This is a genomic window from Pseudomonas sp. S30_BP2TU TE3576 (assembly GCF_050436025.1).
Lineage (GTDB): Bacteria > Pseudomonadota > Gammaproteobacteria > Pseudomonadales > Pseudomonadaceae > Aquipseudomonas.
Map to the genome: position 1 here is coordinate 4,896,644 of NZ_JBNDLK010000001.1, position 17,061 is coordinate 4,913,704.

At 61.2% G+C, this 17,061-nt stretch carries 15 protein-coding genes; 9 read left to right on the forward strand and 6 right to left on the reverse strand.

Annotated elements, in window-relative coordinates; all coding sequences use genetic code 11:
• Nucleotides 1–114: 114 nt before the first annotated feature.
• The 3 genes from ABIA48_RS22370 to csrA all read left to right on the forward strand — a co-directional run bounded on the left by ABIA48_RS22370 (nt 115) and on the right by csrA (nt 1,667).
• Entirely contained in the window at nt 115–930 is an 816-nt protein-coding gene (locus tag ABIA48_RS22370) for an SDR family oxidoreductase (RefSeq protein ID WP_007985348.1), read from the forward strand.
• Nucleotides 931–994: 64 nt separating this feature from the next.
• Entirely contained in the window at nt 995–1,327 is a 333-nt protein-coding gene (locus tag ABIA48_RS22375) for a YnfA family protein (protein WP_429491392.1), read from the forward strand.
• 154 nt (nt 1,328–1,481) lie between these two features.
• Nucleotides 1,482–1,667 (forward strand): carbon storage regulator CsrA, encoded by a 186-nt coding sequence (gene csrA / locus ABIA48_RS22380; RefSeq protein ID WP_429491394.1) that lies wholly within the window; start codon nt 1,482–1,484, stop codon nt 1,665–1,667.
• A 4-nt stretch (nt 1,668–1,671) separates the two neighbouring features.
• Here the strand turns inward: csrA and ABIA48_RS22385 are convergent, their stop codons facing one another.
• From ABIA48_RS22385 to mnmC, 5 genes are all read right to left on the reverse strand, one after another.
• On the reverse strand, nt 1,672–1,899 hold the full coding sequence (locus ABIA48_RS22385) for a YheU family protein (protein ID WP_003199186.1): 228 nt from the start codon (nt 1,897–1,899) through the stop codon (nt 1,672–1,674).
• Nucleotides 1,900–2,107: 208 nt separating this feature from the next.
• Nucleotides 2,108–3,298 carry an osmoprotectant NAGGN system M42 family peptidase gene (locus ABIA48_RS22390; protein WP_429491396.1) on the reverse strand — a complete coding sequence of 397 codons (1,191 nt, stop codon included), beginning with the start codon at nt 3,296–3,298 and terminating at the stop codon, nt 2,108–2,110.
• A 156-nt stretch (nt 3,299–3,454) separates the two neighbouring features.
• On the reverse strand, nt 3,455–5,203 hold the full coding sequence (ngg, locus tag ABIA48_RS22395; protein WP_429491398.1) for an N-acetylglutaminylglutamine synthetase: 1,749 nt from the start codon (nt 5,201–5,203) through the stop codon (nt 3,455–3,457).
• 3 nt (nt 5,204–5,206) lie between these two features.
• Nucleotides 5,207–6,979 (reverse strand): N-acetylglutaminylglutamine amidotransferase, encoded by a 1,773-nt coding sequence (locus ABIA48_RS22400; protein ID WP_429491399.1) that lies wholly within the window; start codon nt 6,977–6,979, stop codon nt 5,207–5,209.
• 169 nt (nt 6,980–7,148) lie between these two features.
• Complete coding sequence (mnmC, locus tag ABIA48_RS22405; RefSeq protein ID WP_429491401.1) at nt 7,149–9,128, reverse strand: bifunctional tRNA (5-methylaminomethyl-2-thiouridine)(34)-methyltransferase MnmD/FAD-dependent 5-carboxymethylaminomethyl-2-thiouridine(34) oxidoreductase MnmC; 1,980 nt, start codon at nt 9,126–9,128, stop codon at nt 7,149–7,151.
• 276 nt (nt 9,129–9,404) lie between these two features.
• On the opposite strand from mnmC, the gene pap reads away from it, so the two are divergent.
• From pap to ABIA48_RS22420, 3 genes are all read left to right on the forward strand, one after another.
• A complete protein-coding gene (gene pap / locus ABIA48_RS22410) occupies nt 9,405–10,928 on the forward strand; it encodes a polyphosphate:AMP phosphotransferase (protein WP_429491403.1) in 1,524 nt (507 codons plus the stop codon).
• A 102-nt stretch (nt 10,929–11,030) separates the two neighbouring features.
• The gene (locus ABIA48_RS22415) at nt 11,031–12,215 is read left to right on the forward strand and encodes a thiolase family protein (protein WP_429491405.1); all 1,185 of its coding nucleotides are present in this window, start codon (nt 11,031–11,033) and stop codon (nt 12,213–12,215) included.
• Between the two features lie 231 nt (nt 12,216–12,446).
• A complete protein-coding gene (locus ABIA48_RS22420) occupies nt 12,447–13,409 on the forward strand; it encodes a DMT family transporter (RefSeq protein WP_429491407.1) in 963 nt (320 codons plus the stop codon).
• 110 nt (nt 13,410–13,519) lie between these two features.
• On the opposite strand, the gene ABIA48_RS22425 is transcribed toward ABIA48_RS22420, so the two are convergent.
• Nucleotides 13,520–14,914, reverse strand: coding sequence for a class II fumarate hydratase (locus tag ABIA48_RS22425; RefSeq protein WP_429491409.1), 1,395 nt, complete (start codon nt 14,912–14,914; stop codon nt 13,520–13,522).
• Between the two features lie 192 nt (nt 14,915–15,106).
• On the opposite strand from ABIA48_RS22425, the gene ABIA48_RS22430 reads away from it, so the two are divergent.
• The 3 genes from ABIA48_RS22430 to ABIA48_RS22440 all read left to right on the forward strand — a co-directional run bounded on the left by ABIA48_RS22430 (nt 15,107) and on the right by ABIA48_RS22440 (nt 17,056).
• On the forward strand, nt 15,107–15,631 hold the full coding sequence (locus tag ABIA48_RS22430; RefSeq protein ID WP_046042584.1) for a DUF2059 domain-containing protein: 525 nt from the start codon (nt 15,107–15,109) through the stop codon (nt 15,629–15,631).
• A gap of 12 nt (nt 15,632–15,643) precedes the next feature.
• The gene (locus tag ABIA48_RS22435) at nt 15,644–15,943 is read left to right on the forward strand and encodes a BolA family protein (RefSeq protein ID WP_429491411.1); all 300 of its coding nucleotides are present in this window, start codon (nt 15,644–15,646) and stop codon (nt 15,941–15,943) included.
• A 171-nt stretch (nt 15,944–16,114) separates the two neighbouring features.
• A complete protein-coding gene (locus ABIA48_RS22440) occupies nt 16,115–17,056 on the forward strand; it encodes a rhodanese-related sulfurtransferase (RefSeq protein WP_007985371.1) in 942 nt (313 codons plus the stop codon).
• Nucleotides 17,057–17,061: the final 5 nt, after the last annotated feature.

The window sequence follows — 17,061 nt, forward strand, 5'->3', positions numbered from 1 at the left end:
ACTTCAGGCGTGCCCGCGGTTTGCCCGGGCCATTCAGCAATCTGATGGAGCGTGGGTCGGGGAGTTTCCTTCGCTACACTCGATGCATCTTCGAGAACAACAAGGCTGTTTGCTATGCAAAATCGCATGATGATCACTGGTGCAGGCTCTGGCCTGGGTCGCGAAATCGCGCTGCGCTGGGCGCGTGAAGGCTGGCAACTGGCCTTGTCGGACGTCAGCGAGCCCGGTTTGCAGGAAACCCTGAAGCTGGTCCGTGAAGCCGGCGGTGATGGTTTTATCCAGCGCTGCGACGTGCGCGATTACAGCCAGCTGACGGCGTTCGCCCAGGCCTGTGAAGTCAAGCTCGGCGGTATCGATGTCATCGTCAACAACGCGGGTGTGGCGTCTGGCGGGTTCTTCAGTGAATTGTCCCTGGAGGATTGGGACTGGCAGATCGCGATCAACCTGATGGGCGTGGTCAAGGGCTGCAAGGCTTTCCTGCCGCTGCTGGAAAAAAGCAAAGGCAAGATCATCAACATCGCGTCCATGGCCGCGCTGATGCAAGGCCCGGCAATGAGCAACTACAACGTGGCCAAGGCGGGCGTGGTGGCGTTGTCCGAAAGCCTGCTGATCGAGCTGGCGCATCAGGAAATCGGCGTGCATGTGGTGTGTCCGTCGTTCTTCCAGACCAACCTGCTGGACTCCTTCCGCGGCCCGACCCCGGCCATGAAAGCCCAGGTCGGCAAGTTGCTGGAAAGTTCGCCGATCAGCGCCGCCGACATCGCCGATTACATCTACCGGCAGGTCGCCACCGGCGAGTTCATGATCCTGCCCCACGAACAGGGCCGCATGGCCTGGGCGATGAAACAGAAGAACCCGCAGTTGCTCTACAACGAAATGACGGTCATGGCCGATAAAATGCGCGCCAAGGCCAGGCAATCCGCAAGCTGATCTTGCCCATAGGCAACGCGGTGGTTAGGGTGGCCGCCATTGGCCATCCTCGCGAGACATTTGCATGCTCAATTACCTGTGGTTTTTCCTCGCCGCGCTGTTCGAGATTGCCGGTTGCTTTGCCTTCTGGCTGTGGCTGCGCCAGGGTAAAAGCATGTTGTGGGTGGTGCCGGCGCTCCTCAGCCTGACCCTGTTCGCCCTGCTGCTGACCCGTATCGAAGCCGCCTATGCCGGCCGCGCCTATGCCGCTTACGGTGGCATCTACATCATTGCGTCAATTGGCTGGTTGGCCGTGGTCGAGCGGATTCGTCCGCTGGGTTCGGACTGGCTTGGCGTGGCGCTGTGTGTGATCGGCGCGAGCATCATCCTGTTCGGGCCGCGATTCTCCGCGTCCTGACAGATCGGCCCTACAATCACCCGGCGTGTCAGACTTTTCCGTCAGCGGGGTGGCTCAGGGGCTGTCAGTCTGGTCCGGTTTGCTGTCAGAGCATTGTAGGCGTACGGCGGGCCGGGCATCTTCAGGGGCCAGTAACCCCTGAAGGACACTCCTTATGCTCGTACTCAGTCGCGTTGTGGGCGAAACCATTTCCATCGGTGACAACATTTGCGTGCGCGTTCTCGCGATCAACGGAAACAACGTTCGCTTTGGCGTCGACGCGCCTCGGGACGTCAATGTGCACCGCTCCGAAATCTACGAACGCATCCAGAACAAACTGGAAAAAACCAAGGGACGCTGAAGCCTCAGTCAAACAGGTGCTTGGGCACGTCATGCTTGAGCATCAGCTGGCATTGCTCGCTTTCCGGGTCGAAGACAATCAGTGCCTGGCCCTTGGTCAGCGCCTGGCGCACGCGTAGTACGCGGGTTTCCAGCGGCGTGTCATCACCATTGTCGGTGCCGTCGCGGGTCACGAAATCCTCGATCAGGCGGGTGAGGGTGTCGACTTCAAGTTGGTCGTGGGGAATCAGCATAGGCACCTCGATTGGATCAATGGCGCGATGCTACGGCGATTGGGCGAGGACGGCCAGCCCGGGATCTTGTGTTGTCTGACAGATTGCCTTCGCGAGCAAGCCCGCTCCCACAGATGACCGAGTTACTCCAGGAAAATGCGGTCGAATGTGGGAGCGGGCTTGCTCGCGAAGGCGCCGGACCAGACACCGAATATCTCCGCGTTTCAACTCAGTTCTCCGACCGCTGCCCCACCAGGCTGTCCACCGACGGCACCCGCGTATCGCTTTCCATCTGGGTGTCGTGTTCAAGTTGATGACTGAAGCGATCCAGTGAGCCCTTGGCCGGTTGCGCATCACTGGCAAACACTGGCGGGCTGAGGATGTACGCACCGAGCAGGCGGCTCAGGGCGGCGAGGCTGTCGATGTGGGTGCGCTCGTAGCCGTGGGTGGCGTCGCAGCCGAAGGCGAGCAGGGCGGTGCGAATGTCGTGGCCGGCGGTGACCGCCGAATGGGCGTCGCTGAAGTAGTAGCGGAACAGGTCGCGGCGTGCCGGCAACTCGTTGTCGCTGGCCAGGCGCAGGAGATGGCGCGACAGGTGATAGTCATACGGCCCGCCGGAATCCTGCATCGCGATGCTGACGGCGTGCTCGCTGGAGTGTTGGCCTGGCGCGACCGGTGCGATGTCGATGCCGACGAACTCACTGACGTCCCAGGGCAACGCCGCTGCCGCGCCGCTGCCGGTTTCCTCGGTGATGGTGAACAGCGGATGGCAGTCGATCATCAGGTCTTCGCCACTGTCGACGATGGCTTTGAGCGCCGCCAGCAGTGCGGCTACCCCGGCCTTGTCATCGAGGTGGCGGGCGCTGATGTGGCCGCTTTCGGTGAACTCCGGCAATGGGTCGAAGGCGACGAAATCGCCGACGCTGATCCCCAGCGACTCGCAGTCGGCGCGGGTGGCGCAGTAGGCATCCAGACGCAATTCGATGTGATCCCAACTGATCGGCATCTCATCCACGGCGGTATTGAATGCGTGCCCGGAAGCCATCAACGGCAAGACACTGCCGCGGATCACGCCATTGTCGGTAAACAGGCTGACCCGACTGCCTTCGGCAAAGCGACTGGACCAGCAGCCGACTGGCGCGAGGCTCAGACGGCCGTTGTCCTTTACCGCACGCACTGCCGCGCCGATGGTGTCCAGGTGGGCGGAAACGGCGCGGTCTGGACTGTTTTTCTTGCCTTTGAGCGTGGCGCGGATGGTGCCGCGACGGGTGAGCTCGAAGGGAATGCCGAGTTCTTCAAGGCGTTCGGCGACATAGCGCACGATGGTATCGGTGAACCCGGTGGGGCTGGGAATGGCGAGCATTTCCAGCAGGACTTTTTGCAGGTAGACGAGGTCCGGTTCGGGGATTTTACTGGTCATGGAAACTCCTGATGAGTTGAGCGCATCGATGGTTTCGATGAGGGATCCTGGTTGCCTGTCAGTCCGCCTTCGCGAGCAAGCCCGCTCCCACAGGGAAACGCGATCAAATGTGGGAGCGGGCTTGCTCGCGAAGAGGTCAGTCCAGACACCACAGAACTAAGGCACCACCGGCTGACTGTGCGGAAACAGCAAGTCCACAAACCGCTCTGCCGTGGGTTGTGGTTCGTGATTCGCCAGCCCGGCCCGCTCGTTGGCTTCGATAAACACGTAATCCGCCTGGTCAGCGGCGGACACCATCAGGTCAAGGCCGACCATGGGAATGTCCAGCGCTCGCGCTGCCCGCACGGCGGCGTCCACCAGCGTCGGATGCAGGATCGCCGTCACGTCCTCAAGAACACCTCCTGTATGAAGGTTCGCCGTACGCCGTACGAACAGATGCTCGCCGGCCGGCAGAATGCTGCAGTAGTCGTATCCGGCGGCATGCAAGGTACGCAGGGTTTCCTGGTCCAGCGGAATCTTGCTTTCGCCGTCCGTGGCTGCTTGTCGCCGCCGGCTCTGGGCTTTGATCAAGGCGCCGATGGAGTGCTGGCCGTCGCCGACCACTTCAGCCGGCCGGCGAATGGCGGCCGCGACCACTTCAAAACCGATCACCAGAATTCGCAGGTCGAGGCCTTCGTGGAAGCTTTCCAGCAGCACGCGGCTGTCAAAGCGGCGGGCGGCCTCAATGGCCTGCTGAATTTCGTCGATGGTTTGCAAATCCACTGCCACACCTTGGCCCTGTTCACCGTCCAGCGGTTTGACCACCACGCGCAGGTGCTCATCGAGAAACGCCAGATTGTCATCGGCGTTACCCGCCAGTTGCTGCGCCGGCAGGTTCAAGCCGGCGGCCTTGAGCACTTTGTGGGTCAGGCTTTTGTCCTGGCACAGGCTCATGCTGATGGCGCTGGTCAGGTCGCTCAGGGATTCACGGCAGCGTACCCGGCGCCCGCCATGGCTGAGGGTGAACATCCCGGCGTCAGCGTCATCGACCTGCACATCGATGCCACGACGATGAGCTTCCTCGACAATGATCCGCGCGTACGGGTTGAACGCCGCTTCCGGGCCTGGCCCGAGAAACAGCAGCTGATTGATGCCGTTCTTGCGCTTGATGGCGAAGGTCGAGAGGTTGCGAAAACCGAGTTTGGCGTAAAGGCTTTTCGCCTGGCGGTTGTCGTGCAGTACGGACAGGTCGAGGTACGCGAGACCGCGACTCATGAAGTGTTCGATCAAGTGCCGCACCAGCACTTCACCGACACCCGGCCGCGCACAATGCGGGTCGACCGCCAGGCACCACAGGCTGCTGCCGTTTTCCGGATCGTTGAAGGCTTTTGCATGATTGAGGCCCATGACGCTGCCGATGACCGCGTCGCTGTCCTCGTCTTCGGCCAGCCAGTAAACCGGGCCACCCAGGTGGCGCGCAGTGAGTCGGGTGGCATCGATCGGCAGCATGCCGCGTGCCTGGTACAGCTGGTTGATGGCCTGCCAGTCGGCGTCGCTTTGTGCGCGTCGGATGCGAAAACCACGAAACACCCGGGTCGCTTGGCGGTAATCGCTGAACCACAGACGCAAGGTATCGGACGGGTCGAGGAACAGCTGGGTCGGCTCCAGCCCCAGCACTTGCTGGGGGGCGGCGACGTACAGGGCAATGTCCCGTTCGCCGGGCTGCTCGTTGAGCAACTCCCCGGCGAGGCTCGCGGCATCGGCAAAGGTGTGGCCGATCAGCAAGCGGCCCCAGCCACAATGCACGGCGATCGGCGCTCCGCCGAGTTCACTGCCGTCCTCGGCCAGACGTGCCTGCAAGCGTTCGTAGGAAGGCGACTGGCCGCGCAACAGGCGTTGGCTGAAAGCCGTGGCGTGAGGTTTCATCGGTCAGATTCCTTGTTCGCTGAGCCACAGGTTGAGAGCCGCCAGTTGCCACAGCTTCGAGCCGCGCAAGGGCGTCAATTGTCCCTGTGGATCAGTCAGCAGACGGTCGAGCATCGCAGGTTTGAACAGGCCGCGATCCTGGCTTGGATCGAGCAGCAACTCGCGTACCCAGCCCAGCGTATCGCCCTGCAAATGCTTGAGGCCCGGCACCGGGAAGTAACCTTTCTTGCGGTCGATCACTTCACTGGGAATCACTTGGCGCGCGGCTTCTTTCAAGACTTGCTTGCCGCCGTCCGGCAGTTTGAAACGCCCCGGAATCCGTGCCGACAACTCCACCAGGCGGTAGTCGAGAAACGGCGTGCGCGCTTCCAGGCCCCAGGCCATGGTCATGTTGTCGACGCGTTTGACCGGGTCGTCCACAAGCATCACCGTGCTGTCCAGACGCAAGGCCTTGTCCACCGCCGCATCGGCACCGGGCCTTGCGAAATGGGCTTTGACGAAGTCACCGGCGGCGTCATGCGCGGTCAGCCATTGCGGTTGCACGGTGGCGGCGTAATCGTCGTAACTGCGGTCGAAAAATGCTTCGCGGTAGGCGGTATACGGATCGCTTGCACCGTCCATTTGCGGATACCAGTGGTAACCGGCGAACAATTCGTCGGCGCCCTGGCCGCTCTGTACCACTTTGCAGTGTTTGGCCACTTCCCGGGACAGCAGGTAAAAGGCGATGCAGTCATGGCTGACCATCGGTTCGCTCATGGCCCGGAACGCGGCAGGCAGTTGTTCGATGATCTCTTTTTCATCGATGCGCAACTGGTGATGCTGTGTGCCGTAGTGTTGGGCGATCAGGTCGGAATACTGGAACTCGTCACCGCGCTCGCCACCGGCATCCTGAAACCCGATGGAGAAGGTCGACAGATTGTCCACGCCGACTTCCCGCAACAAGCCCACCAGCAAACTCGAGTCGACGCCACCGGACAGCAGCACGCCGACATCCACTGCCGCGCGTTGGCGGATGGCAACCGCTTCACGGGTGCTGTCGAGCACACGGTCGCGCCAGTCTTCGAGGGTCAGATTCATCTCATCGGCGTGAGGGCCGTAGGGCAGCGTCCACCAGGTTTTCTGCTCGGTGCGGCCATCGGCTTCGATGCGCATCCAGGTGGCGGGCGGCAGTTTTTCAATACCCGCCAGCAAGGTGCGCGGTGCCGGGACCACGGCGTGAAAGTTCAGATAGTGATTGAGCGCCACGGGATCGAGGAGCGGATCGATGTCGCCGCCCTTGAGCAATGCCGGCAGCGCCGAAGCAAAGCGCAAACGCTGGCTGGTGCGCGACAGGTACAACGGTTTAACGCCGAGACGGTCGCGGGCCATGAACAGACGTTGGGCATCGCGCTCCCAGATGGCAAAGGCAAACATGCCGTTGAGTTTCGGCAGCAAGGCTTCGCCCCAGGCGTGATAACCCTTGAGCAGCACTTCGGTGTCGCCACCGGAATAGAAGGCGTAACCCAGGCTTTCAAGTTCTGCGCGCAGTTCCGGAAAGTTGTAGATCGCCCCGTTGAAGGCCAGGGACAAGCCCAATTGCGGGTCGATCATCGGCTGCGCCGAGCCGTCTGACAGGTCCATGATTTTCAGGCGCCGGTGGCCCAGGGCAATCGGTCCCTGGCTATGAAAACCCCAGGCATCGGGGCCGCGAGGGGCCAGGTGATGGGTGATTCGTTCAACCGCTGCAAGGTCTGCAGGTTGATGATCAAAACGTAACTCGCCAGCTAATCCGCACATAAATTCCTTACCGGTTTTTCCGTTGGGGAGGGTCATTCGATACCACGCCAAAACGGCAGGCACTCAGAAAGTGACCCTCCTCGGTAAGGGGAGTTTTAGATCGATGGGTTATATGCCGACAGACCACGGCCGAATCCCCCCGTGAGGGCGACTTCGGCTGCTGTATCGATTACTTGCCGCGGATCAAGCGCCGCAAGGCAAACCGGTTGGGATGGCAGGCCTCGGCCACGCCTCTGGGCAAGGGCAGCGGTTCGTTATCCAGCCAGGCGGCGAGCAATTCACCGGACAACGGTGCGGTGATCAGACCCCGCGAGCCATGGCCGCTGTTGACGTATAAACCGTCGAACCATGGGCATGGGATATCCGGCACTTGCCGGGCGTCCTTGCCCAGCGCGGCATAGGCTTGGGCGAAGGCCTGTTCGTCGGCCAGCGGACCGACGATCGGCAAATAGTCAGGACTGGTGCAGCGGAAGGCAGCGCGACCTTGAAGGCTTTCAGGGGCGAGACGATCGATTTCCAGCCGCGTGACCAGATCGTGGGAAATCTCTTCGAGCATGGCCAGATTGCCCAGGTGCTCTGCCGTGGTGGGTGTCAGGTCTTCGCTCTTGAAATCGAAACTGGCCCCCAGGGTATGCTCGCCGAACCGCGCGGGGGCGACATAGCCTTCGGCACATACCACCGTGCCGAGGGACTGGCTTTGCGGGGTTTGCGCCAGGCGCGTGATTTGTCCGCGAATGCGTTTGAGCGGTAACCCGGCGCTCTCGGGGAAACGCTGGATTTCAGCTGCACCGGCAAGCACCACCACCGGCGCGCTGGCGAGCAAGCGTTCGCCGTCCCAGGCCTGCCACTGCTCCTCAATCTTGCGCAGTTCCAGCGCATCGTGACGGGGGAGCATTTGAATCTGTGGATGCGCAGCCTGCCACTGACACAGCGCTGGTGGGTGAACCCAGCCGCCTTCGGGATAGAACAGGCCCCCGTGTGCCAGCCCGATGCCGGCCAGGGCCTGTGCCTCGGGTTGATCTATCAAGTGCAACAGATCCGCAGGAAACGCTTGCGCCAACTGCATCTGGCGTTCGGCTTCCTTGGCGTTGAAGGCCAGTTGCAACACGCCGCAATCGTCCCAGTCGCGGCCCCGTTGCAAGTGTTCGAGCAGTCGTCGGGTGTAGCCGAAACCGCTGATGATCATTTGCGACAGCGCCGTGCCATGGGCCGATAACTTCAGGTAGAGCACGCCCTGTGGGTTGCCCGAAGCTTCCTGGGCGATGTCGGCGTGACGCTCCAGCAATGTCACTTGCCAGCCTCGTGCGGCGAGGCTGGCGGCACTGGCACAACCGGCCAGCCCGGCACCGATCACCAGTGCCCGGCGTTCGCCGGGCAGCGGAGCCGGGCGGGCAAACCAGGGTTTATCCGGGGCAGGGGCAGGCGTTTCCTGCGGCCAGCCGAGGAACTCGCCGCGCAGGATTTCCCATTTGTGGCCGATGCCGGGGGTGCGTTTCATCTTGAAGCCGGCGGCGTTGAGCAGGCGCCGCACCCAACCGGTGCTGGTGAAGGTGCTGATGGAAGCGCCGGGGGCGGACAGGCGTGCGAGTTCGGCAAACACTTCGGCGGTCCACATGTCGGGGTTTTTCGCCGGAGCGAAACCGTCGAGGAACCAGGCGTCGATCCGGGCATCGAGTTGCGGCAGTTGTTCCAATGCGTCGCCGATCAGCAGGGTCAGGGTGACACGGCCGTTATCCAGCGTCAGGCGCTGGAAACCCTGGTGGATCGCCACGTACTGCGCCAGCAACTGATCGGCAAACACCTTGAGTTCCGGCCACAGCGCCAGGGCACGCTGTAAGTCAGCCGGGCTAAGCGGGTACTTTTCGACACTGACAAAATGCAGCCGCGCACCGGCCGCCGCGTGTTGCTCGAACACCTGCCAGGCACACAGAAAATTCAGCCCCGTGCCAAACCCCGTCTCACCGATGACCAGGCGCCCGCCTTGCGGCAAGGCGGCAAAGCGTTCGGCCAAACGGTTCTGTTCGATGAACACATAGCGGGTTTCATCCAGCCCCGACTGATCGGAGAAGTACACATCGTCGAACACTCGCGAATACGGACGACCTTGGTCGTCCCAGTCGAGTTGGGCGTGGGGCAGTACAGGTTTCATGGCAGGCTCGGCAACGGCAAGGTCGCTATTCTAGCCGATCGACGGCATGGTCAAGCTCTTTGTGGCGAGGGGGCTTGCCCCCGTTCGGCTGCGAAGCAGTCGTGAAATCAGTGAACCCGGTTCGTCTGACACGACTTGGTTGTTTGGTTTGAGGGTTGCTTTGCAACCCAACGGGGGCAAGCCCCCTCGCCACAGGTGTTGGTGGCGTCAGGGAAAATCTCTGCTGACCTTCAGCTCAATCCGCTAGTCTTGCTCACATCTGGAAGGGAGCCATCCATGTTCGAATCCGCCGAAATCGATCACGCCATCGACAAAGACACCTATGACGCCGAAGTACCGGCCCTGCGCGAAGCGTTGCTCGAAGCGCAATTCGAATTGCAGCAGCAACGCCGCTTTCCGGTGATCATTTTGATCAACGGCATTGAAGGTGCCGGCAAGGGCGAGACGATCAAGGTGCTCAATGAGTGGATGGACCCGCGCCTGATCGAGGTCCGTACCTTCGATCAGCAAACCGACGAAGAACTGGCGCGGCCACCGGCCTGGCGGTACTGGCGGATGCTCCCGGCCAAGGGGCGCATGGGGATTTTCTTCGGCAACTGGTACAGCCAGATGCTGCAGGGGCGGGTCCATGGCGAGTTCAAGGACCCACGGCTCGACCAGGCGATCAACGGGGCCGAGCGCCTGGAAAAAATGCTCTGTGACGAAGGTGCGCTGATCTTCAAGTTCTGGTTCCACCTCTCCAAGAAGCAAATGAAGGCACGCCTCAAGGCATTGGCCGACGACCCGCTGCACAGCTGGCGCATCAGCCCGCTGGACTGGCAGCAATCGGAAACCTACGACAGGTTCGTGAAGTATGGCGAGCGGGTGCTGCGCCGTACCAGCCGCGACTATGCGCCCTGGCATGTGATCGCCGGGGCGGATGCCCATTATCGCAGTCTGGCCGTGGGGCGGATTCTGCTGGCGGGCCTGCAGGGCGCATTGCAACGGCCAACGATCCATCCGGAAAAGGTCAGCGCGGCGCCAGTGTTCCCCAGTGTCGATCAAGTGAACCTGCTCGACAGTCTGGACCTGGCCCTGCACCTGGAGAAGGAAGATTACGAAGAACAGTTGATCACCGAGCAGGCGCGGTTTTCCGGGCTGATGCGTGACAAACGCATGCGCCGGCACGCACTGGTGGCGGTATTCGAGGGCAATGACGCAGCCGGCAAGGGTGGGGCGATCCGCCGGGTAGCGGCGGCACTGGACCCACGTCAGTACAGCATCGTACCGATTGCCGCACCCACCGAAGAAGAGCGGGCGCAACCGTATCTGTGGCGCTTCTGGCGTCATCTTCCGGCCCGGGGCAAGTTCACCGTGTTCGACCGCTCCTGGTATGGCCGGGTGTTGGTGGAGCGTGTCGAAGGTTTTTGCAGCCCGGCGGACTGGCTGCGTGCCTACGGTGAAATCAACGATTTCGAAGAGCAGGTCACCGACGCCGGGGTGATCGTGGTCAAGTTCTGGCTGTCCATCGACAAACAGACGCAACTGGAACGCTTCCAGGAGCGCGAAAAAATTTCGTTCAAACGCTTCAAGATCACCGAGGACGATTGGCGCAACCGTGAAAAATGGGATGACTATCGGGCGGCGGTCGGCGACATGGTCGACCGTACCAGCACCGAAATTGCGCCATGGACCCTGGTGGAGGCCAACGACAAGCGCTGGGCGCGGGTCAAGGTGCTGCGCACCATCAACCAGGCACTGGAGGAGGCGTTCGAAAGGTCCGACCGTCATGAGCGCAAGAAGCATAAGGACAAGGATTGAGGCGATGGTTACGCATACGCGAGGTGAATGATTGTCGCGGTCGGTAAAGGGGTGGACTTATGCTCGGTCCACTCTCAACCGACAACAACAATGAGGTATGCCATGCGTGAAGTGGTGATCGTCGACAGCGTGCGGACCGGCCTGGCCAAATCCTTTCGCGGCAAATTCAACATGACCCGCCCGGACGACATGGCGGCACACTGTGTCGATGCCCTGTTGGCGCGCACCGGTATCGATCCGGCAAGCGTCGAGGACTGTATCGTTGGCGCCGGTTCCAACGAAGGCGCCCAGGGTTTCAATATCGGGCGCAATGTCGCGGTGCTGTCGCGCCTGGGCATCGGTACGGCCGGCATGACCCTCAACCGCTTCTGTTCCTCGGGCTTGCAGGCGATCGCCATCGCCGCCAACCAGATCGCTTCGGGTTGCAGCGACATTATCGTCGCCGGTGGCGTCGAATCCATCAGTCTGACCATGAAAAGCGTCAACACCGACAACCTGATCAACCCGTTGCTCAAGGAGCAGGTGCCGGGCATCTACTTTCCGATGGGCCAGACGGCTGAAATCGTCGCGCGTCGGTACAGCGTCAGCCGTGAAGAGCAGGATTTGTACGCCCTGCAAAGCCAGCGGCGTACCGCAGAGGCTCAGGCCGCCGGGCTGTTCACTGATGAAATCGTGCCGATGGCGGTGAAGTACCGCGTCGAAGACAAGTCGACCGGCCAGGTACAGATCCTCGACGGCATCGTCGACCGCGATGACTGCAATCGCCCGGACACTACCCTGGAAAGTCTGGCAGGGTTGAAACCGGTATTCGCCGAAGATGGCTCGGTCACGGCGGGCAACTCGTCGCAGCTGTCTGACGGCGCGTCCATGACTCTGGTGATGAGCCTGGAAAAAGCGCTGGAACTGGGGCTCAAGCCGAAAGCGTTCTTCCGCGGGTTTACCGTGGCCGGTTGCGCACCGGACGAGATGGGCATCGGGCCGGTGTTTTCGGTGCCGAAACTGCTCAAGGCCAAAGGCCTGCGGATTGACGACATCGACCTCTGGGAACTCAACGAAGCGTTTGCCTCGCAGTGCCTGTACAGCCGCAACCGGCTGGAAATCGACAACGCCCGGTACAACGTCAATGGCGGCTCGATTTCCATCGGCCACCCGTTCGGCATGACCGGCTCGCGCCAGGTCGGGCATCTCGTTCGTGAGTTGCAGCGACGCAATCTGCGTTACGGCATCGTCACCATGTGTGTGGGTGGCGGGATGGGGGCTACGGGGTTGTTCGAGGCGGTGCGGTAAGCCTCTTTTTTTGCGTTGTCTGCCATATAGCTTTCGCGAGCAAGCCCGCTCCCACATTGAACTGCGAACGCGGTCAAATGTGGGAGCGGGCTTGCTCGCGAATGCAGGCGCCACGGTCTTTCACATTGCGACCCGCACAGTTTCAATCGCGGCCAGACCGTAACTGTCCCTGTGTGCGTCAGCGCTCTGCGCCTAGAATGTCCACTCCTGTTCGTCGGCGCTGGGGTTCACATGCACATTTCATCGGGTCGCTGGGTTTACGGTCTGTTCCTGGCCTTGCTGACCGCGTTGTTGTGGGGAATCCTGCCGATCAAGCTCAAGCAGGTATTGCTGGTGATGGACCCGGTGACGGTGACCTGGTATCGCCTGATGGTGTCCGGCGGCTGCCTGTTTATTTACCTGGCGGCCACCAGGCGTCTGCCCAGCCGCAAAGTGCTCGGTCCGCGCGGTGGCTGGCTGGTGCTGATGGCGGTACTCGGCCTGGTCGGTAACTATGTGTTGTATTTGATGGGCCTGAACCTGCTCAGCCCCGGCACGGCGCAACTGGTTGTGCAAATGGGGCCGATCATGCTGCTGATCGCCAGCTTGTTTGTGTTCAAGGAGCGTTTCAGCCTGGGGCAGGGGATCGGGCTGCTGGTGCTGCTGATCGGTTTTGCGCTGTTTTTCAACCAGCGCCTGAGTGAGTTGCTCACGTCGCTGACCGACTACACCGCCGGCGTGCTGCTGGTGCTGCTGGCGTCCACGGTCTGGACCTTCTATGCCCTGGGCCAGAAGCAATTGCTGACAGTGTGGAATTCGCTGCAGGTGATGATGGTGATCTACCTGTTTTGTGCGCTGTTGTTAACGCCGTGGGTGCATCCGCTTGAAGCGCTGCAATTGAACCCGTTGCAGGGTTGGTTGCTGCTGGCGTGCTGCCTCAACACCCTGATTGCCTATGGCGCGTTTGCCGAGGCCCTGGCCCATTGGGAAGCCTCCCGGGTCAGCGCGACGCTGGCCATCACGCCGCTGGTGACTTTTGCGGCGGTTGCCATGGCGGCATGGCTGTGGCCCGACTATGTGCATGCCGAGACGATCAATGGGTTGGGTTATGGCGGTGCGGTGCTGGTAGTGCTGGGGTCGGCGCTGGTGGCGTTGGGGCCGTCGTTGATTGCCGGGTTGCGGGCGCGGCGGATGCGGATGGCGGTCGGTCGGTAGACCGTATTATCGTTCTTCGCGAGCAAGCCCGCTCCCACATTGAACTGCGAACGGGGGGCAAATGTGGGAGCGGGCTTGCCCGCGAAGACGGACTATCAGGCGCTACAGATTCAGCCCTTGGCCCCAGCCTCCAGCATGTTCTCCGGCCTTACCCAGGCATCGAACTCTTCATCAGTCAGATACCCAAGCTGCAACGCCGCCTCGCGCAAGGTCAGGCCTTCACCGTAGGCCTTCTTGGCGATCTCCGCCGATTTGTCATAGCCAATGTGCGGGTTGAGCGCCGTCACCAGCATCAGGCCTCGTTCCAGGTGTTCAGCCATTTTTTCCGCATCCGGCTCCAGACCCGCCACGCAGTGCTGCTGGAAGTTGCTGCAACCATCGCCCAGCAAGCGGATCGATTGCAGCAGGTTATGGATGATCACCGGTTTGAACACGTTTAACTGCAAATGGCCCTGACTGGCTGCAAAGCCGATGGCGACGTCATTGCCCAAGACCTGGCAGGCCAGCATCGACAACGCTTCGCACTGGGTCGGGTTGACCTTGCCCGGCATGATCGAACTGCCTGGTTCATTGGCTGGCAGCTTGACTTCGGCGAAGCCGGCGCGTGGACCGGAACCCAGCAGGCGCAGATCGTTGGCGATTTTCATCAGCGTCACGGCGAGGGTTTTCAGCGCACCGGAAAGCGTGGTCAGCGGCTCATGGCCAGCCAGAGCGGCGAACTTGTTCGGCGCCGTGATAAACGGCAAGCCGGAGAGGGCGGCCAACTCTGCGGCGATGGCCTCGCCGAACCCGTGAGGGGAATTCAGCCCGGTGCCGACGGCCGTTCCGCCCTGGGCCAGCTCGCAGACCGCGGGCAGCGCGCTGCGGATCGCCCGCTCGGCATAATCGAGTTGCGCGATGAACGCCGAGATTTCCTGGCCGAAGCTGATCGGTGTCGCATCCATCATGTGGGTGCGGCCGGTCTTGACCAGTTTCATGTGACGAGCAGCCAGCTCGGCCAGCCCGCCGGACAGCTCGCTGATCGCTGGCAGCAAGTGATGTTGCACCGCCTGGGCGGCCGCGATGTGCATGGCGGTGGGGAAGCAGTCGTTGGAACTCTGGGAGCGATTGACGTGATCGTTGGGGTGCACCGGGGACTTGCCGCCGCGCGGGTTGCCGGCCAGCTCGTTGGCACGGCCGGCGATCACTTCGTTGACGTTCATGTTGCTCTGGGTGCCGCTGCCGGTTTGCCAGACCACCAGCGGAAACTGGTCGTCGTGCTCGCCGGCGAGCACTTCGTCGGCCGCCTGCTCGATCAGGCGGGCGATATCGGCGGGCACGTCGCCATTGCGATCATTGACCCGTGCTGCGGCTTTCTTGATCAGTGCCAGGGCATGCAGCACTGCCAGCGGCATGCGCTCGTTGCCGATGGCAAAGTTGATCAGCGAGCGTTGCGTCTGAGCGCCCCAGTAGGCTTCATCCGGGACTTCAACCTGGCCGAGGCTGTCGGTTTCGATACGGCTCATCTTGCTCACTCCTGTAGGTCCGATTGCGCAGTTTAGGCCGTGATCGACGGCCGTGGTTCCATCAGTCTGAATTTGACCATTCAACCCGTCTAAATCAGGCACCACAAGGCGTGGGGTTGAGCGACAGACTTTTTTAGGCGCAGAATGGACGCCCTTGGGGTCTTATCCTCGCCAGCTAGAAAAGGAAACCCGATGACTCGTCTTCGTGCCATCTGTACCGCCGTTGCTTTGGTCTGCGCCAGCGGCCAGGTTTTTGCCGACACCGCCAGCCATAACGCCAGTGCCGAGGCTTTCCTGACCATGGCGCATGCGGACAAACTGGGCACCCCGGTGTACATGCAAGTACAGCAGATGTTTGCCCAGCGTTTCGAACAGACTAAAGCCCCTGAGTCGAAAAAAGCCGTGCTGGAAACCTACCAGGCCAAGGCCAACGCTGCTCTGGACCAGGCCATTGGCTGGAACAAGCTGAAGCCGGACATGGTCAAGCTCTACACCACCAACTTCACCGAATCCGAGCTCAAGGACCTGGTCGCGTTCTACCAGTCGCCACTGGGCAAGAAAGTCCTGGAAAAAATGCCTCAGCTGACCCAGCAATCGGCCCAGATGACCCAGGCCAAGCTGGAAAGCGCAGTGCCGGTGGTCAACAAGCTGCTGGCTGACATGACAGCCGAGCTGACCCCGAAAGACGCGGCTGCGCCAGCCAAGAAAAAGCCTTAAGCGGAGTTCGGTATGACCATGCAACAACGCATTGAATCGGCGCTGGGCCTGCTCCAGCCCCAGCATCTGCAGGTTCTGGATGAAAGCCACATGCACAGCCGTGGGCTGCAAACCCATTTCAAGGCTGTGGTGGTCAGTACGCAGTTCGAAGGCCTGAACCGGGTCAAGCGTCACCAAAAAGTCTACGGCACGCTCGGCGAACTGATGGGCGAGTTCCATGCGTTGGCGCTGCATACCTACACGCCAGAGGAATGGGCACAGATCGACGCGGCTCCGGCCTCGCCGACCTGTGCCGGCGGCAGCAAGCATTAAGATCAAAAGATCGCAGCCTGCGGCAGCTCCTACAAGAGAACGTATTCCCATGTAGGAGCTGCCGCAGGCTGCGATCTTTTTTGTTAGAATGCCCAACGCGCCGCTAACCCGGCGCGTTTTTTTTCGCATCCGGTTCACCCCTTACGAGGGTAGCCACCTGGAGATTTACCCATGACACAACAGATTGTCGTGGCGGCACTGTATAAGTTCGTCACCCTGGAAGATTACGTCGCCCTGCGCGAGCCTCTGCTGCAAGCGATGGTCGACAATGGCATCAAAGGCACGCTGCTGATTGCCGAAGAAGGTATCAACGGCACCGTGTCCGGCAGCCGCGAAGGCATTGACGGGCTGATGGCCTGGCTCAAGAACGACCCGCGCATGGATGACATCGACCATAAAGAGTCGTACTGCGACGAGCAGCCGTTCTACCGCACCAAAGTCAAACTCAAGAAAGAAATCGTCACCCTCGGCGTGGACGGCGTGGACCCGAACAAAAAGGTCGGCACCTACGTCGATCCGCAGGACTGGAACGCGCTGATCAGCGACCCGGAAGTGCTGTTGATCGACACTCGTAACGATTACGAAGTCTCGATCGGTACTTTCGAAGGCGCTATCGACCCGAAAACCACCAGTTTTCGCGAATTTCCTGACTACATCAAAGCCAACTTTGACCCGGCCGTGCACAAGAAGGTCGCGATGTTCTGCACCGGCGGCATCCGCTGCGAGAAGGCATCGAGCTACATGCTCAGCGAAGGTTTCGATGAGGTTTACCACCTCAAGGGCGGCATCCTGAAGTACCTCGAAGAGGTGCCGCAGGAAGAAACCAAGTGGCAGGGCGACTGCTTCGTGTTCGACAACCGCGTGACCGTGCGCCATGACCTGAGCGAAGGCGACTACGATCAATGTCATGCCTGCCGCACACCGGTCAGCATCGAAGACCGCGCGTCCGAGCATTACGTGGCCGGCATCAGTTGCCCGCATTGCTGGGATAAGCTGAGTGAGAAGACCCGTCGTAGCGCCATCGACCGGCAGAAACAGATCGAACTGGCCAAGGCTCGCAACATGCCTCACCCGATCGGCTACAACTACAAGCAAGCATCCTCCGAGGCCTGAATCAT

What these genes read in the sequence shown, in the direction of transcription:
- ABIA48_RS22385 (WP_003199186.1), bottom strand. Translation starts at nt 1,899, where the DNA reads ATGCTGATTCCCCACGACCAACTTGAAGTCGACACCCTCACCCGCCTG.
- csrA (WP_429491394.1), top strand. Translation starts at nt 1,482, where the DNA reads ATGCTCGTACTCAGTCGCGTTGTGGGCGAAACCATTTCCATCGGTGAC.
- ABIA48_RS22425 (WP_429491409.1), bottom strand. Translation starts at nt 14,914, where the DNA reads ATGAGCCGTATCGAAACCGACAGCCTCGGCCAGGTTGAAGTCCCGGAT.
- pap (WP_429491403.1), top strand. Translation starts at nt 9,405, where the DNA reads ATGTTCGAATCCGCCGAAATCGATCACGCCATCGACAAAGACACCTAT.
- ABIA48_RS22415 (WP_429491405.1), top strand. Translation starts at nt 11,031, where the DNA reads ATGCGTGAAGTGGTGATCGTCGACAGCGTGCGGACCGGCCTGGCCAAA.
- ABIA48_RS22370 (WP_007985348.1), top strand. Translation starts at nt 115, where the DNA reads ATGCAAAATCGCATGATGATCACTGGTGCAGGCTCTGGCCTGGGTCGC.
- ABIA48_RS22390 (WP_429491396.1), bottom strand. Translation starts at nt 3,298, where the DNA reads ATGACCAGTAAAATCCCCGAACCGGACCTCGTCTACCTGCAAAAAGTC.
- ABIA48_RS22435 (WP_429491411.1), top strand. Translation starts at nt 15,644, where the DNA reads ATGACCATGCAACAACGCATTGAATCGGCGCTGGGCCTGCTCCAGCCC.
- ABIA48_RS22430 (WP_046042584.1), top strand. Translation starts at nt 15,107, where the DNA reads ATGACTCGTCTTCGTGCCATCTGTACCGCCGTTGCTTTGGTCTGCGCC.
- ABIA48_RS22420 (WP_429491407.1), top strand. Translation starts at nt 12,447, where the DNA reads ATGCACATTTCATCGGGTCGCTGGGTTTACGGTCTGTTCCTGGCCTTG.
- ABIA48_RS22375 (WP_429491392.1), top strand. Translation starts at nt 995, where the DNA reads ATGCTCAATTACCTGTGGTTTTTCCTCGCCGCGCTGTTCGAGATTGCC.
- ABIA48_RS22400 (WP_429491399.1), bottom strand. Translation starts at nt 6,979, where the DNA reads ATGTGCGGATTAGCTGGCGAGTTACGTTTTGATCATCAACCTGCAGAC.
- ABIA48_RS22440 (WP_007985371.1), top strand. Translation starts at nt 16,115, where the DNA reads ATGACACAACAGATTGTCGTGGCGGCACTGTATAAGTTCGTCACCCTG.
- ngg (WP_429491398.1), bottom strand. Translation starts at nt 5,203, where the DNA reads ATGAAACCTCACGCCACGGCTTTCAGCCAACGCCTGTTGCGCGGCCAG.
- mnmC (WP_429491401.1), bottom strand. Translation starts at nt 9,128, where the DNA reads ATGAAACCTGTACTGCCCCACGCCCAACTCGACTGGGACGACCAAGGT.